Source organism: Arthrobacter sp. P1_A5, assembly GCF_056406825.1.
This window is the reverse complement of record NZ_JBFTZL010000090.1, coordinates 1-14,365: the sequence shown is the minus strand read 5'-3', so window position 1 is coordinate 14,365 and position 14,365 is coordinate 1. Positions and strand designations below refer to the sequence as shown.

Below are 14,365 nucleotides of genomic sequence, written 5' to 3'. Positions count from 1 at the left end.
CCTCGGTGCGGTCCAGGATCTGCCGTTCCAGCCCGGCCTGCTCGTCGCGGACGCGGGCGGCCTGCTGCTCCAGCTGGTCCGGGTCCCGGCCGGTGTCCGGAACCACATCCGCGGCGCCGAGCAGGCGGCGGCGTTCCTCGGCGAGCGAGCCGAGKGAACGGAGCCGTTCGCGACCGGTGGAGAGCGAATACCAGTTCTCCCGCGCGGCGTTCAGCGCGGGCGTGGCCTCGGCTGCGAGCCCTTCGAGGACGGCCTGGCGCTGCCGCCCCGCCTCGAGGTCGCGTTCGACGACGGCGCGGCGTGCCTTGAGCTCCGATTCATCCGCCACGTCCTGCGCCAGCGYGGACTGCAGCGCAACGAGGTCGTCGGCCAGGAGCCGTGAGCGGGCGTCACGGACCTCGAACTGGACGCTCTGGGCGCGCCGGGCCACCTCGGCCTGTTTGCCCAGCGGGGTCAGCTGCCGCCGGATTTCGCCGGTGAGGTCGCTGAGCCGGGACAGGTTGGCCTGCATGGCTTCGAGTTTGCGGACCGTCTTTTCCTTGCGGCGGCGGTGTTTGAGGATGCCGGCGGCCTCCTCGATGAAGCCGCGCCGGTCCTCGGGGGTGGCGTGCAGGACCTTGTCCAGCTGGCCCTGGCCGACAATCACGTGCATCTCGCGGCCCAGCCCCGAGTCGGAGAGCAGCTCCTGGATATCGAGCAGCCGGCATCCCGCGCCGTTGATGGCGTATTCCGAGCCGCCGGTCCGGAACAGCGTGCGCGAGATCGTGACCTCGCTGTATTCGATCGGGAGGGCGCCGTCGCTGTTATCGATGGTCAGCGAGACGTGCGCCCGGCCCAGGGGCGGCCGGCCCGAGGTGCCGGCAAAGATCACGTCTTCCATCTTGCCGCCGCGGAGGGTCTTGGCTCCCTGTTCGCCCATGACCCAGGCCAGCGCGTCCACCACGTTGGATTTGCCCGAGCCGTTGGGGCCCACCACGGCGGTGACGCCCGGTTCGAATTCAAAGGTCGTCGCCGAGGCGAACGACTTGAATCCCCGGACGGTCAGACTTTTCAGGTGCAAGGCGCTTCGGTTCTCCTGGTCGGCGGACTGGCCCGCTGTCCGACGAAAGCATGATTCGGACGGACGCGGGGGGGTTCGGGGCGGCCCCGGATACATACAATCTACTGCGCATCTGCGGTCATTCCGCGCAGAACCAGCGCGAAGCCGCCGCAGATGGCGGAGGCCGCATATGCGGGAATTGACCTGCACGGGGCATAGTTAAGCTCTCGGGCTTGTGAGCGGCCACCGCCGGAGCGCAGGACGGACATGAACAGGGGCTTGAATTGGTAGGCAATGCAACATTCCGGCACAGCAACACCGCTCTACTTTCGGTAAGCAGCGTCGAAGCTCCGACGATCGTCAGTTCCATGGATTTCGACCGCAGGCTGGCTTCGACCCTGCGGCGGCTGAGGGTCCCCCCGAAACTGCTCGAACGGGTCGCGGGCATCACGCACCGGCGCTGGTGGGCCCCCGGGACATCGTTCGACGACGCAGCCATCGAGGCGGGTGCAAAGGCCCTGGCCGAGTCCGGCATCGAAGCGTCCGAGATTGGCCTGCTGATCAACACCTCCGTGACGCGGCGCAACCTCGAACCGTCCGTCGCGGTAAAGATCCATCACGGACTGCGCCTGCCTTCGTCGGCCATGAACTTTGATCTGGCCAACGCCTGCCTTGGATTCGTCAACGGCATGACCCTGGCGGCCAACATGATCGACTCCGGCCAGATCAAGTACGCGATGATCGTCAACGGTGAAGACGCCCAGGCAACGCAGGAGGCCACCCTGGCCCGGCTGCAGCGGCCCGAGACGACCCGCGAGGACTTCAACCGCGAGTTCGCCACACTGACGCTCGGCTCCGGAGCGGCTGCGGCCGTCCTGGGCCCGGCGGACGAGCACCCCGGGGCGCACCGGGTCCTCGGCGGCGTGATGCGTGCCGGCACCGAGCACCATGAACTGTGCGTGGGCAGCATTGACGGCATGGCCACCGACACCAAAGGCCTGCTCGACGGCGGCCTGCAGCTCGTGGTCGATGCCTGGCACGAGGCCCAGCCGGAGTGGGACTGGGCCTCGATGGACCGGTATGTCACGCACCAGGTGAGCAATGCCTATACCCAGGCCATCATCAACGCCATTGACCTGGACCCGGACAAGGTGCCGATCACGTTCCCGCACTGGGGCAATGTGGGCCCGGCCTCCCTCCCCATGACCCTCGCGGCCGAAGCGCAGACTCTCGCGGCCGGGGATCGCGTGCTGTGCATGGGCGTCGGTTCCGGCCTGAACACCGCCATGGTGGAAATCGTTTGGTAGCCGCCGACTGGCCCGGCGTCGACCCCGAGTGGTCGCGCGAAATCGATGTGGCTTCCACCTCCGCCGCGGATGAGCCCCGCACCGTGCGCCGCTGGCACCTGCTGGACAACGGTGCCCAGCTCGCGCGCCGCGGCCTGACACCTGCCGGCACCCTGCTGTGCGTGCATGGCAACCCGACGTGGTCCTACCTGTGGCGGACCCTGCTGGCCGCCGGATCCGACCCCGCACATCCGTGGCGCGTGGTGGCCGTGGACCAGCTGGACATGGGCTTCTCCGAGCGCACCGGCACGTTCCGGCGCCTGGAGGACCGGATCAACGACCTGGGCGACCTCACCGCGTCGCTCGGCCTGGACGGCCCGGTCGTCACCGTCGGCCACGACTGGGGCGGCGTGATCAGCCTGGGCTGGGCCGTGGCCCATCCGCAGCAGCTCGCTGGCGTCGTGCTGACCAACACAGCCGTGCACCAGCCCTCCGGCGCCCGCATCCCGCCTGCACTGCGGCTTGCCTTGCACCCTGCCGTGCACCGCTGGGGAACGACGGGGACGGACACCTTCCTGCGCGTGACGCATGCCCTGGCCCACCCACCGCTCGCCGCCGATGTCCGTGGCGCCTTCATGGCCCCCTACCGCGGCGCCGGCCGCCGCGCCGGCGTGGGGAACTTTGTCGCGGACATTCCCGCCGACGCGTCCCACCCCAGCTTTYCGACGCTCAGCCGCGTCGCGGAAGGGGTGCGCGGGCTGAGGGTTCCGGCCCTGATGCTCTGGGGCCCGCGCGATCCGATCTTTTCCGACCGGTACCTCAAGGACCTCATCGGCCGGCTGCCGGACGCGAAAGTTCACCGCTTCGAGGGTGCCGGCCACCTGGTCGCGGAAGACAGGGACATCGCCGCGCCCGTCTTCGAGTGGCTGGCCGGGTGCGGCCCGGACAGCGGGCCGGCCAACGAACTGGCCGACGGCCCGGCCGACGACTCGATGCTGGAATTCGGGACAGGGCCCCTGAAGCCCGGCGCCGGGGTCCCGCCCCTGTGGGCGCCCCTCGCCGAGCTGGCGGCGGGACCAGCGGCCGGGGATACCGCCGTCGCGGAAATGGCCACGGACGGCAGCGTCGCCCGCTCGCTCAGCTGGCAGGAGCTCGAACAGAACATCGCCGCCCTCGCTGCGGGCCTGCAGGACGCCGGTGTAGGGAACGGCACCCGGGTGAGCCTGATGGTTCCCCCGGGCGTGGACCTGACCGTGGTCCTCTACGCCTGCCTGCGGCTCGGCGCGGTGGTCATCGTGGCCGACGCCGGCCTGGGTACCCGCGGCCTGAGCCGTGCGGTGAAGGGCGYCACCCCCGACTTCCTCATCGGAATCGACAAGGCCCTGGCGGCCGCCGCGGTACTTGGCTGGCCGGGACGGCGCATCAGTGTGCGGGACCTGCCGGCCCGGCGCCGCGGGCTCCTCGCCGTCGAGACCTCCCTGGCTGCTCTTGCCCGCCGCGGAGCCGGCCTCAGCCCCGGACTCCCTCGCCCGGGCACGGCCCCGGTTCCGGACCCGGACGCCCCCGCCGCGGTGCTGTTCACCTCCGGTTCCACGGGGCCCGCCAAGGGCGTGGTCTACACGCACGGGCGGCTGGCGGCGATGCGCGATGCCGTGGCCGCGACGCTGGAGATCCGCCCGGGCGCACGCCTGGTGGCGGGCTTCGCGCCGTTCGCCCTGCTGGGACCGGCGCTCGGAGCCGTTTCGGTAACGCCCGCCATGGACGTCACCGCCCCCCGCACCCTGACGGCCAGCGCGCTGGCGCACGCCGCAGCAGCCATCGACGCCACGGTGGTCTTCGCCTCCCCCGCGGCGCTGCGCAACGTCCTGGCCACCCGGGCCGGCCTGAGCCGGGCCGGACACGAGGCCCTGGGGCGCGTGGAGCTGCTGCTCTCCGCCGGCGCGCCGGTCCCTGAAGCCCTTCTCGCAGAGGTGCAGCGGCTGCTGCCGCGGGCCTCGCTGCACACCCCGTACGGGATGACCGAGGCGCTGCCCGTCACGGACATCAGCCTCGAACAGATCCGTGCCGCCGCGGCCGACGCCGCCGCCGGAACCATGGCAGGCGCCGGCAACGGCGTGTGCGTGGGCCGGCCGGTACAGGGCGCCCGCGTGGCCATCATCCCGCTGGCCGCGGACGGCACCGCACCCGGGAACGAGCCCGTCAGGGAGGCCGGAGTGAGCGGGGAGATCCTCATCAGGGCCCCGCACGTGAAAGAAGCCTACGACCGGCTCTGGCTGACCCAGCGCGAGAGCGTCCGCACGGCCGGATGGCACCGCACCGGCGATGTGGGGCACCTCGACGCCGCCGGCCGGCTCTGGGTGGAAGGACGCCTCGTGCACGTCGTGACGGCTCCGGGCGCGGTGGTGACTCCGGTGGGCGCCGAGCAGGCCATCGAACGCCTGGACGACGTCGGGATGGCAGCCGTCGTCGGGGTCGGTCCGTCCGGGACCCAGGCTGTCGTCGCCGTCGTCGAAACCGTTCCGCCGGTCCGCCGGGCCGGTCTGGCCGCCCCTCAGCTGGCGGGCCGCGTACGGGACGCCGCCCGCGCGGCAGGGGTCAGCGTCTCCGCCGTGCTCGCTGTCCCCTCCCAGCCGACCGACATCCGCCACAACGCCAAGATCGACAGGAGCCGACTGGCCCGGTGGGCTTCGGCGGTGCTGGCCGGCGGCCGTCCGGGCACGCCATGAGGGTCCTCGTCACCGGCGCCAGCGGACTGCTCGGCGGGGAAGTCGCGCGGCTGCTGGTGCGGCAGGGCCACGCCGTCAGCACGTTCCAGCGCCGCCCCTCCGGCGTCGACGGCGCCACGGACCTCCAAGGGTCCGTTACTGACGAGGCCGCCGTGCGCCGCGCCGTCTCCGGCGCCGAGGGCGTCATCCACCTGGCCGCGAAGGTCTCCTTCACCGGCCGCGCCGCGGAGTTCGACGAGGTCAATGTCGAAGGCACGCGCCGCCTGCTCCGGGCCGCCCGCGAGGCCGGTGTGCGGGAGCTGGTGTTTGTCTCCTCCCCGTCTGTGGCCAATTCCGGGGCCGCCATCGCCGGGCTGGGCGCCGAGGCGGCGGACCCGGTCCGCGCGCACGGTGACTACTCCCGCACGAAGGCCGAGGCCGAACTGCTGGCGCTGGCCGCGGACTCGCCGGGTTTCCGGGTCACGGCGGTGCGCCCGCACATCGTCTGGGGCCCGGGTGACACGCAGCTGGTGGAACGGGTGCTGGAACGTGCCAGCCGCGGCCGCCTACCGCTGCTCGACGCCGGTGCGGCCCTGATCGACACGACCTACGTGGACAACGCCGCTTCGGCCATCGTCGCCGCGCTTGACCGGATGGAGTACATCCGCGGCCGGGCGCTCGTGGTCAGCAACGGCGAACCCCGCCCGGTCGGTGAGCTGCTGGCGGGCATTTGCGCCGCGGGCGGCGTCCCTGCGCCGTCGTGGACGGTGCCGGGCAGCCTCGCGCGGGCTGCGGGATCGGTGGTGGAGAAGGTGTGGTCCCGGTCGGGCCGGTCCGGGGAGCCGCCGATGACCAGATTCCTCGCTGAGCAGCTCTCCACCGCCCACTGGTTCGACCAGCGCGAGACCCGTGAACTCCTCAACTGGTCCCCCGCCGTTTCGCTTGACGAGGGCCTGGCGAGGCTGGCCGGGCACTACGCCCGGATTCCCCCTACCAGCGCCCGTTCCGCGGCCGGGGCTGGCAGACGGGGCAGGTGTACGAGGACCGGTTCATGAACTGTTCCCGCAAGAGCCGGCTGACCCGGCCGGCGGCGGCGCAGCGTTTGCACTCGAGCCCCTCCCGGCCGTAGGCGTTCAGGGAACGGTCGAAGTACCCGGAGGCTCCGTTGACGTTGACGTAGAGCGAATCGAAGCTCGTGCCGCCGGCGGCCAGGGCATCTGTCATGACCGCACGGGCGGCGTCGAGGACCCGCAGCGCATCGGGGCGGCGCAGGGTGTCGGTGGGCCGGGCGTAGTGCAGCCGCGCCGTCCAGAGGGCCTCGTCCGCGTAGATGTTGCCGATCCCGGACACCAGGCCCTGGTCCAGCAGCGCCCGCTTGAGCCCGGTTTTGCGGGCCCGCAGGCGCCGGTAGAAGGTCTCGAAGGAGAACCAGGGATCCATCGGGTCACGGGCAATGTGCGCGGCTTCCTCGGCGATGAGCGGCAGCGGCGTTTCGGCGAGGCCGCCAGGGCCGCCGTCGTCGGTGGGGATCAGCGTGGTCAGGAACAGGCCGCCGAAGATGCGCTGGTCCACGAACCGGAGCTGTCCGGGCATGCCGTCGGCTGGGCTGAGCCGCAGCCTGACCTTCAGGTGTTTTTCATCCGGAACGCCGGGGTCCTGCATGAGCAGCTGGCCGGACATGCCCAGATGGGCCATGAGCGCGACGGCGGTGCCCGGCCCGCCGGCCGGGGTACCGTTTCCGGGCGGGGCGGGCGTGTCCGCCAGCGGCATCCACAGGAATTTGCCGCGGCGGACCACGTCCAGGACCCGTGCGCCTTCAAGGTTGCCGGCAAAGTCTTCCGGTCCCAGGGCGTGCCGGCGCAGGGAGCGCGGGTCCAGGACCTCGACGGAGGTGATGGTCCGGCCGCGCACCCAGCTCACCAGGCCGCGCCGGACCACCTCGACCTCGGGCAGTTCAGGCAATGCCGCTGCCTAGCTGCCGGTCTGGGACTGCAGCTGCTGCGGATCCGGCGYGGCCGGGGCGGTCAGCCGGCGCCAGGCGTCGGCGGCGGCTTCCTGTTCGGCCTCTTTCTTGGAGTTGCCGGTGCCGGTGCCGTAGTCCGTGCCGCCGATCCGCAGCACGGCTTCGAACGTCCGGGCGTGGTCCGGCCCGGAGCCGTCGACCGCGTAGTTGATGGTCCCAAGCTGCCGGCTGGCGGCGAGCTCCTGGATGGAAGTCTTCCAGTCGGTGCCCGCGCCGAGGGYGGCGGCGTCCTTCAACAGCGGGCCGACCAGCCGCATGACCAGCTGCCGGGCCGTCTCGATGTCGTTGGAGAGGTAGGTGGCGCCGATCAGCGCCTCCATGGTGTCCGCCAGGATGGAGGCCTTGTTCTTGCCTTCGGTGAGCTTTTCGCCCTGTCCAAGGTAGATGAACTCCCCCAGCCCGATGCTGCGGCCGATGCCGGCCAGCGCCCGGGTGCTGACGACGGCGGAGCGGCGCTTGGCCAGGTCGCCTTCGGGCAGCGTGGGGTTGTCACGGTACAGCGCGTCCGTTACGGAGAACCCCAGGATGGAGTCGCCCAGGAACTCGAGCCGTTCGTTGGTGGGGATGCCGCCGTTTTCGTAGGCGTAGGAACGGTGTGTGAGCGCAAGACGAAGCGTCCCGGCGTCAATAGTGACACCGAGACGCTTCAGAAGCTCTTCAGTTGAAGACATCTTTTTCAGCCTGTTGGCGGATTAGACGTCTGCGACCTTGCGGCCCTTGTACTCAAGGAACAGCGCAGTGCCAGCCGAGTCGGTAACGACCTTTGCCTGGTGCGGCAGGCTGTACGTGACCTGGCCGTTCTCGACAGTCTTCACCAGGTGGGGGGCAGTTGCCTTCCACTGGGAGCGGCGGGCGCGGGTATTCGAGCGAGACATTTTCCGCTTCGGGACAGCCACGGCTAACTCATTTCTCTCTAGAAAAACACTTACAAATCAGTTTTGCCGGTCAGGCTTAGCCAAGTCAGCCAGGGCGGCCCAGCGAGGATCTACGACCTCGTGGTGATGCCCCGGCTCGTCTTCCAGGCGCACTCCACATTCGGAGCAAAGGCCCTGGCAGTCTTCCCGGCACACCGGCTGGAACGGCAGTATGGTGACAACTGCGTCCCGCAACACCGGCTCAAGATCGATCAGATCGTGCTCGACTCGACGTTGCTCTTCTTCGTCTTCTTCGTCGGAGAACACAGCATCCTCGTAGAAGAAAAGTTCTTGCACATCAACCTCTTGGTCATACGCAAGGGGATCCAGGCATCGGCCGCATTCGCCAGTAACTTCGACGTGCGCGGTTCCTGATACCAGAATTCCTTCGTGTACGGCCTCAAGCCGCAGGTCCAGCTCGACATCCGAGCCTTCCTGCACGCCAATGAGCGCCACGCCAAGATCACTTGGCGCGGGTACATGTTCCGTCAGCGTCCGCATGCTTCCCGGACTGCGTCCGAGGTCCTTGACGTCGAACGCCAAGGGCGAACTAGCATCTCGTTTAATGAGAACTCCTGTTGAACATATGACCGACGTACTATCTTAGCCTGAACTTCCGGACGGACTCAAACCGGGGGGCACGCCGGCGGTTCACACCACAAGCGGCCTCGGATTCGGGCCACGCAACCGGCGACAGGCCGCCGAGTACCGGTCAAGCTTACACTTTGCGCGCCCTGTTCGGGACCGGCTCGCCCGGGGCCAGCCGTTTCAGCACGGAGCGGGGAACAAAGTCCGAGACGTCCCCGCCGAGGGCGAAGACCTCTTTGATGAGGGTGGAGGACAGGTGCAGGTAGTGGCCTTCCGCCGGCAGGAACACCGTCTCGACGCCGGTCAGCTGCCGGTTCATCGTGGCCATCGGCAGCTCGTAGTCAAAGTCCGAGGACGAACGCAGGCCCTTGACGATCGCCGACACACCGCGCTGCCGGCAGTACTCGGCCAGGAGACCCTCCCCCACGGGTTCAACCACGATCCCGCGCAAGGACGCGAACGTTTCCCTGGCCATGTCGATCCGCTCCTCCAGGCTGAAGCGGTACTTCTTGGAATAGTTCGTGGATACGGCCACGATCACCTCGTCGAAGAGGCCCGCGGCACGCGCAATGACTTCCAGGTGTCCGTTGTGGATGGGGTCAAAAGAGCCAGGGCAAACAGCGCGTCTCATGCTCCGAACCTACCGTATCCGCGCCGCAGCCCGGGATAACATGGCTGAATGTCAGCATCGAACAATCGCGCGACTTCTCCTTTCACTGTGCGGCCTGTCACTGTTCGGCCCGTCACTGCGCCGCCTTTCACCGTGGACGGCGGCGTGGTCCTGGTCACCGGTGCCGCCAGCGGCATGGGCCGGCTCTACGCCCTCCGCGCCGCCCGGGAAGGCGCCGAGGTAGTGATCCTCTGGGACGTCGACGCCGATGCCCTGGCCGGCACCGCCGTTGAAGTCGCCGCTTTGGGCGCCCGCGCCGTCCCCCGCACGGTGGACCTGGCGGATCGCGCCGCGATTGCCGACGCCGCCCGGGAGGTCAGGGCCGAGGGACCGCTGGCGCTGCTGGTCAATAACGCCGGGATTGTCCGCGGCGCGTACTTCTGGGACCACGCCCCGGACCGTGACATCGCCCTGACCATGGACATCAACGCCCTCGCCCCCATGTACGTCACCCTGGAGTTCCTGCCGGACATGATGGCCGGCGCCGGCCGCCCGCGCCGGATCCTCAACGTTGCCTCCGCCGCCGRCACGGTCTCGAATCCGCGGATGAGCGTTTACGCGGCCTCAAAATGGGCCGTCATCGGCTGGAGCGACTCGCTCCGGCTCGAGCTTGAGCAGCAGGGCTACGGCCACCTGAAAGTCACCACCTTCTGCCCCAGCTACATTTCCACCGGCATGTTCGAGGGAGCCCGGGGTCCCCTGCTGACCCCGCTCATGACACCGGAGGATGCCGTGGACAGGGCATGGCGTGCTACGGCCGCCGGGCGGCCGCAGCTGATCGCCCCCGCCATGGCCATGCTGGGGAAAGTACTCAAGGGCATCCTGCCGGTGCGGGCGTGGGACTTCGTGGGCGGAAAGGTCTTTGGGATCTACACCACCATGGACAGCTTCACCGGCCGGGACGAGAAGGCGGGCACCCGATGAGCYCCCGCATGCCGCTGCCGTGGCAGCGCGCCGCAACCGGCGCCAACCTGCTCTCCCCCGATGGCTCTCTGGGCGTGACGATCTTCGAGGAGATGACCACCCTGGCCCTGAGCACGGGCGCCATCAACCTTGGCCAGGGCTTCCCGGACGAGGACGGCCCCGTGGAGATCAAGGAGGCCGCCCAGGCAGCGATCGCCGCCGGAGCCAACCAGTATGCGCCCGGCAAGGGCATCCTGCCGCTGCGGGAGGCGATCTCGGTGCACCAGCAGCGGTTCTACGGGCTGGCCGCGGATCCGCAGACCGAAATTATCGTCACTACCGGCGCCACGGAGGCCATTGCCGCTGCCCTGCTCGCGCTGGTAGGTCCGGGAGATGAAGTGCTCACCTTCGAGCCGTTCTACGACTCCTATGGCGCCATCATCGGGCTCTCCGGCGCCACGCACGTCACCGCCCCGCTCCTGGCCCCGGATTTCATGCCRGATCTGGCCGCACTCGAGGCCGCGTTCAGCAACCGCACCAAGGTGGTGCTGATCAACAATCCGCACAACCCGACCGGGGCGGTGTTTCCCCGCGAGGTGCTCGAGCGCGTCGTCGAACTGGCCGCGAAGTACGACGCCGTCATCGTCACCGACGAAGTGTACGAGCACCTGACCTTCGGTGTGCGGCACATCCCGGTCGCGACGCTGCCCGGGGCGGCGGAGCGCACGCTGACCATTTCCTCGGCCGGCAAGACGTTCTCCTTCACCGGCTGGAAGATCGGCTGGCTCTCCGGGCCGGAGGAGCTCGTGGCCGCCGCCCGGACGGTCAAGCAGTTCCTTAGCTACAGTTCCGGCACGCCCTTCCAGGCCGCCATCGCGGTGGGCCTGGGGCTTCCGGACGAGTTTTACGCCGGCATCGCCGACACCCTCCGGTACAAGCGCGACATCCTCAGCGAGGGACTGCGCGCGGCCGGCCTCGACGTGCTGACCCCGCAGGGGACCTACTTCGTCAACGTGGACACCTCACCGCTGGGGATCACCGATTCCGTGGAGCTGGCCCGCAGGCTGCCGGCCCTCGTGGGCGTCGCCGCGATCCCTGTGCCCGTCTTCTGCCACGCCGACGGCGCCGAACGCACCCGCAGCCTGCTCCRCTTCGCGTTCTGCAAGCAGCTGCACGTGCTGGAGGAGGCCGCCGAGCGGCTGGCGACCTTGCGCGACAGGCTGTGAACATGGCCGGGCAGCAATTCGGGGCCTCGCGGTTCCTGCGAACCACCGGGCAGCACGCCGTGATCGAACCGGATGCCTTTACCGACGGCGGCTTCGTGCTGAGCATCGGCGGCGCCGAGCAGTCCCACGTCAACCTGGCCGACCCCGCGGACATCTTCTACGAATACCTGCGCAGGATCGGGCACGTGGTGGACCTCGCCGCCCCGTGGGGCGAGCCGATCACGGCGCTGCACTTGGGCGCCGGGGCCCTGACCCTGGCCCGCTACATCCAGGCCACCCGGCCCGGCTCGGTTCAGTACGCGGTGGAGCTGGAGCGGGAACTGCTGGACTTTGTGCTCGCTCAGCTGCCCCTGCCGGAGGGGACCGAGCTGCACACGGTGATCGGCGATGCCCGCGACGCCCTCGCCGGGCTTCCGGCGGGCCTGCGGTTCGACGTCGTGATCCTGGACATCTTCTCCGGGCCGGAGGCGCCGGAACACATCGCGTGYACCGGGTTCTACCAGGAGGCGGCGGCCMGGCTGACGCCGCGCGGCGTGTTGATCGTCAACGTGGGCGACGAACCCGGACTGACCCTGGTCCGGAGCCAGATCGCGGCCATGGGCCGGGCCATGGCCGACGTCTCGGCCTTCGCGGAGGCCGGAATGTTCACTGGCCGGTACCCCGGGAACATCATCCTGACCGGGACGCAGGGGCCGTGGCCGGAGGTCTGGACGGCGGCGCTCACGGCGCGCGGTCCGCATCCGGCCCGGCTGCTCACCGGCGTCGATTTGGACGCGCTGGCCGGCTAGTCCCCTGCTTCCAGGTCCGCTGCTTCCACAGCGTCCACTGCCGCCAGGTCCGCTGCTTCCACAGCGTCCGCGGCTTCCACGCCGGGCTCGGTGAACCACAGCCGGGTTTCGCCGTACTTCTTCTCGGCAAACCGTTCCATGCCCTGGGGCCATGCCGGCTCGGGGCTCCGGGACGAGCGTTCCACCACCACGACCGCTCCCTCGCCCAGGTGCGGCACCAGCTTGGCCAGCACGGCAGCGAGGGCCGGCTCGTCCAAGGGGTAGGGCGGGTCCAGGAACACCAGGTCCCAGATCGCGGAGTCGGCGGCCCGGTCGAGGAAGGATTCGACCTTGGAGCGGTGCACGGAGACCACCTTGCGGCCCGTGACAGTGTTGACAAGATCGGCGTTCCGCTGGCAGACGGCGCTTGCCTTGGCGTCGAATTCGACCAGGTCCACGGAGTCCGCGCCGCGGCTGCCGCTCTCCACCCCCAGCGAGCCGGATCCCGCGTACAGATCGAGGACGCGGGCGCCGGCGATGACGTTGAAGGCGTCCAGCCGGGAGAACAGGGCCTCCTTGACGCGGTCGGTGGTGGGCCGTGTCAGGTTCCCGGGCACGCTGTTCAGCGTGCTGCCGCCGGCCGCACCGGCAATGATCCGGCTCATGCGCGGACCCCCGCGGACGTGTTTGCCTGGCTCGTGGTCCTAGCCGCGTTCAAGGAACGCCTCCTTCTCGGGGTTCAGGTATTCATCGATCGCGGCCGCAAGCCGGGGCTGGCCCGCCAGCGCGGGATCGGCGGCCACGATCCGCTGGGCGTCCTGCCGGGCCCGGGCGATCACGTCCTCGTGTTCGAGCACGCGCAGCAGCTTCAGCGTGGAGCGCCCGCCGGACTGCGAGGCGCCCAGGATGTCGCCCTCCCTGCGGAGCTTGAGGTCCTCCTGGGACAGTTCGAAGCCGTCCGTGGTGGCGGCGACGGCATCCAGGCGGCGCCGGCTCGGATGGCCCGGCTCCAGGGTGGTGACCAGCAGGCAGGTTCCGGGCAGCCCGCCGCGGCCCACCCTGCCGCGCAGCTGGTGGAGCTGGGAGATGCCAAAACGGTCCGCGTCCAGGATCACCATGAGCGTGGCGTTGTGGACGTCCACGCCGACTTCGATCACGGTGGTGGAGACCAGCAGCTTGGTCTGGTTGGCCGTGAAGGAGGCCATGGTCTCGGACTTCAGCACCGGGTCCTGCCTGCCGTGCAGCGGCGCCACAGCCACCCCGGCCAGGGCCGGTTCGTCCTGGAGATGTTCCACGACGCCGGTGACCGAGGCGAGTTCCCGGGAACCGTTCTCGCCTTCGAGGTCCGCGGCGGACGGTTCGGCCTCGCCCGGGGTGAAGTCGCCGTCGTCGTCCGTGCCGATCTTGGGGCAAACGACGTAGACCTGGTGGCCGGCGTCGATCTCCTCCCGCGACCGGGACCAGATCCGGGTGGCCCACCCCGGGTGTTCCGCGAGCCCCACCACGTGGGTGGAGATCGGGGCGCGGCCGGCGGGCAGCTCATCGAGCACGGAGGTTTCGAGGTCGCCGAACACGGTCATGGCCACGGTCCGGGGAATCGGGGTGGCGGTCATGACCAGCAGGTGCGGCGGTTTGCTGGCCTTGGCCCGGAGGGCGTCGCGCTGTTCCACGCCGAAGCGGTGCTGTTCGTCCACCACGATCAGGCCAAGGTCGTAGAAGGAGACGTTGTCGCTGAGCAGGGCATGGGTGCCGATCACGATTCCGGCCGTTCCGGAGGCGGCGTCGAGCATGGCCTGCTTCCGCGCCGCGGTGGGCATGGAGCCGGTGAGCAGGGTGACCTGGACGGCGTCCGGTCCGAACCCGCCGAGCATCCCGTCCCGGGAGAGCGGTCCGAGCGTGCGCCGGATGGATTCATAGTGCTGGGCAGCGAGGACTTCGGTGGGGGCCAGCAGGGCAGCCTGTCCCCCGGCGTCCACCACCTGCAGCATGGCGCGCAGCGCAACGATCGTCTTGCCGGAGCCCACTTCGCCCTGCAGCAGCCGGTTCATGGGCGAGTCCTGGGCGAGCTCGTCGGAGAGCGTCTTGCCGACGGCGGCCTGGCCGGCGGTCAGCGTGAACGGGAGCTGGCGGTCGAAGGCGGGCAGCAGCCCGTCCGGTGCCGGGCGGCGGGCCGTCGCTTCCTCGGCGGCGAGTTGGGCGCGGCGGCGGGCCAGGGCCGACTGGAGCACCAGGGCTTCCTGGTAG

At 69.8% G+C, this 14,365-nt stretch carries 14 protein-coding genes; 6 read left to right on the top strand and 8 right to left on the bottom strand.

Annotation, left to right across the window (positions count from 1 at the left end):
• Window positions 1–1,060, bottom strand: a 1,060-nt coding sequence (locus AC1D1S_RS13035) for a chromosome segregation SMC family protein (RefSeq protein WP_476994657.1), incomplete at its 3' end; no start/stop codon positions are given.
• Between the two features lie 263 nt (window positions 1,061–1,323).
• Between AC1D1S_RS13035 and AC1D1S_RS13030 the strand changes: the two genes are divergently transcribed.
• From AC1D1S_RS13030 to AC1D1S_RS13020, 3 genes are read left to right on the top strand one after another with little or no spacing between them, the layout of a single operon-like run.
• Window positions 1,324–2,346: a 3-oxoacyl-ACP synthase III gene (locus AC1D1S_RS13030; RefSeq protein ID WP_028277960.1), complete on the top strand. Its 1,023-nt coding sequence runs from the start codon at window positions 1,324–1,326 to the stop codon at window positions 2,344–2,346.
• Complete coding sequence (locus AC1D1S_RS13025) at window positions 2,340–5,051, top strand: alpha/beta fold hydrolase (RefSeq protein ID WP_476994656.1); 2,712 nt, start codon at window positions 2,340–2,342, stop codon at window positions 5,049–5,051. The genes AC1D1S_RS13030 and AC1D1S_RS13025 overlap by 7 nt, the downstream gene beginning before the upstream one ends.
• Entirely contained in the window at window positions 5,048–6,085 is a 1,038-nt protein-coding gene (locus AC1D1S_RS13020; protein ID WP_243177158.1) for an NAD-dependent epimerase/dehydratase family protein, read from the top strand. The genes AC1D1S_RS13025 and AC1D1S_RS13020 overlap by 4 nt, the downstream gene beginning before the upstream one ends.
• On the opposite strand, the gene mutM is transcribed toward AC1D1S_RS13020, so the two are convergent.
• The 5 genes from mutM to coaD form a co-directional block, all read right to left on the bottom strand.
• Entirely contained in the window at window positions 6,021–6,992 is a 972-nt protein-coding gene (gene mutM, locus AC1D1S_RS13015; protein ID WP_476994655.1) for a bifunctional DNA-formamidopyrimidine glycosylase/DNA-(apurinic or apyrimidinic site) lyase, read from the bottom strand. The two genes, AC1D1S_RS13020 and mutM, sit on opposite strands and share 65 nt — an antisense overlap.
• Before the next feature lie 9 nt (window positions 6,993–7,001).
• Window positions 7,002–7,724, bottom strand: coding sequence for a ribonuclease III (gene rnc / locus AC1D1S_RS13010; protein ID WP_476994654.1), 723 nt, complete (start codon window positions 7,722–7,724; stop codon window positions 7,002–7,004).
• A 21-nt stretch (window positions 7,725–7,745) separates the two neighbouring features.
• Entirely contained in the window at window positions 7,746–7,949 is a 204-nt protein-coding gene (gene rpmF, locus AC1D1S_RS13005; protein WP_009356569.1) for a 50S ribosomal protein L32, read from the bottom strand.
• Between the two features lie 36 nt (window positions 7,950–7,985).
• Window positions 7,986–8,510, bottom strand: coding sequence for a YceD family protein (locus AC1D1S_RS13000; protein WP_079553424.1), 525 nt, complete (start codon window positions 8,508–8,510; stop codon window positions 7,986–7,988).
• 175 nt (window positions 8,511–8,685) lie between these two features.
• Entirely contained in the window at window positions 8,686–9,186 is a 501-nt protein-coding gene (coaD, locus tag AC1D1S_RS12995) for a pantetheine-phosphate adenylyltransferase (protein WP_028277957.1), read from the bottom strand.
• Between the two features lie 87 nt (window positions 9,187–9,273).
• Between coaD and AC1D1S_RS12990 the strand changes: the two genes are divergently transcribed.
• Genes AC1D1S_RS12990 through AC1D1S_RS12980 form a run of 3 tightly spaced genes read left to right on the top strand, consistent with a single transcriptional unit; the run spans window position 9,274 to window position 12,142 of the window.
• Window positions 9,274–10,149: an SDR family NAD(P)-dependent oxidoreductase gene (locus tag AC1D1S_RS12990; protein ID WP_476994653.1), complete on the top strand. Its 876-nt coding sequence runs from the start codon at window positions 9,274–9,276 to the stop codon at window positions 10,147–10,149.
• On the top strand, window positions 10,146–11,354 hold the full coding sequence (locus AC1D1S_RS12985; RefSeq protein WP_476994652.1) for an aminotransferase class I/II-fold pyridoxal phosphate-dependent enzyme: 1,209 nt from the start codon (window positions 10,146–10,148) through the stop codon (window positions 11,352–11,354). Before AC1D1S_RS12990 ends, AC1D1S_RS12985 begins: the two co-directional genes overlap by 4 nt.
• A gap of 2 nt (window positions 11,355–11,356) precedes the next feature.
• Window positions 11,357–12,142, top strand: a complete 786-nt coding sequence (locus AC1D1S_RS12980) for a spermidine synthase (RefSeq protein WP_243177154.1) — start codon at window positions 11,357–11,359, stop codon at window positions 12,140–12,142.
• On the opposite strand, the gene rsmD is transcribed toward AC1D1S_RS12980, so the two are convergent.
• Both rsmD and AC1D1S_RS12970 read right to left on the bottom strand, forming a co-directional pair.
• Entirely contained in the window at window positions 12,139–12,786 is a 648-nt protein-coding gene (rsmD, locus tag AC1D1S_RS12975) for a 16S rRNA (guanine(966)-N(2))-methyltransferase RsmD (RefSeq protein ID WP_243177153.1), read from the bottom strand. The genes AC1D1S_RS12980 and rsmD overlap by 4 nt on opposite strands.
• Before the next feature lie 39 nt (window positions 12,787–12,825).
• A partial coding sequence (locus AC1D1S_RS12970; RefSeq protein WP_476994651.1) for an ATP-dependent DNA helicase RecG occupies window positions 12,826–14,365 on the bottom strand: 1,540 nt, incomplete at its 5' end.

What these genes read in the sequence shown, in the direction of transcription:
- AC1D1S_RS13020 (WP_243177158.1), top strand. Translation starts at nt 5,048, where the DNA reads ATGAGGGTCCTCGTCACCGGCGCCAGCGGACTGCTCGGCGGGGAAGTC.
- coaD (WP_028277957.1), bottom strand. Translation starts at nt 9,186, where the DNA reads ATGAGACGCGCTGTTTGCCCTGGCTCTTTTGACCCCATCCACAACGGA.
- rsmD (WP_243177153.1), bottom strand. Translation starts at nt 12,786, where the DNA reads ATGAGCCGGATCATTGCCGGTGCGGCCGGCGGCAGCACGCTGAACAGC.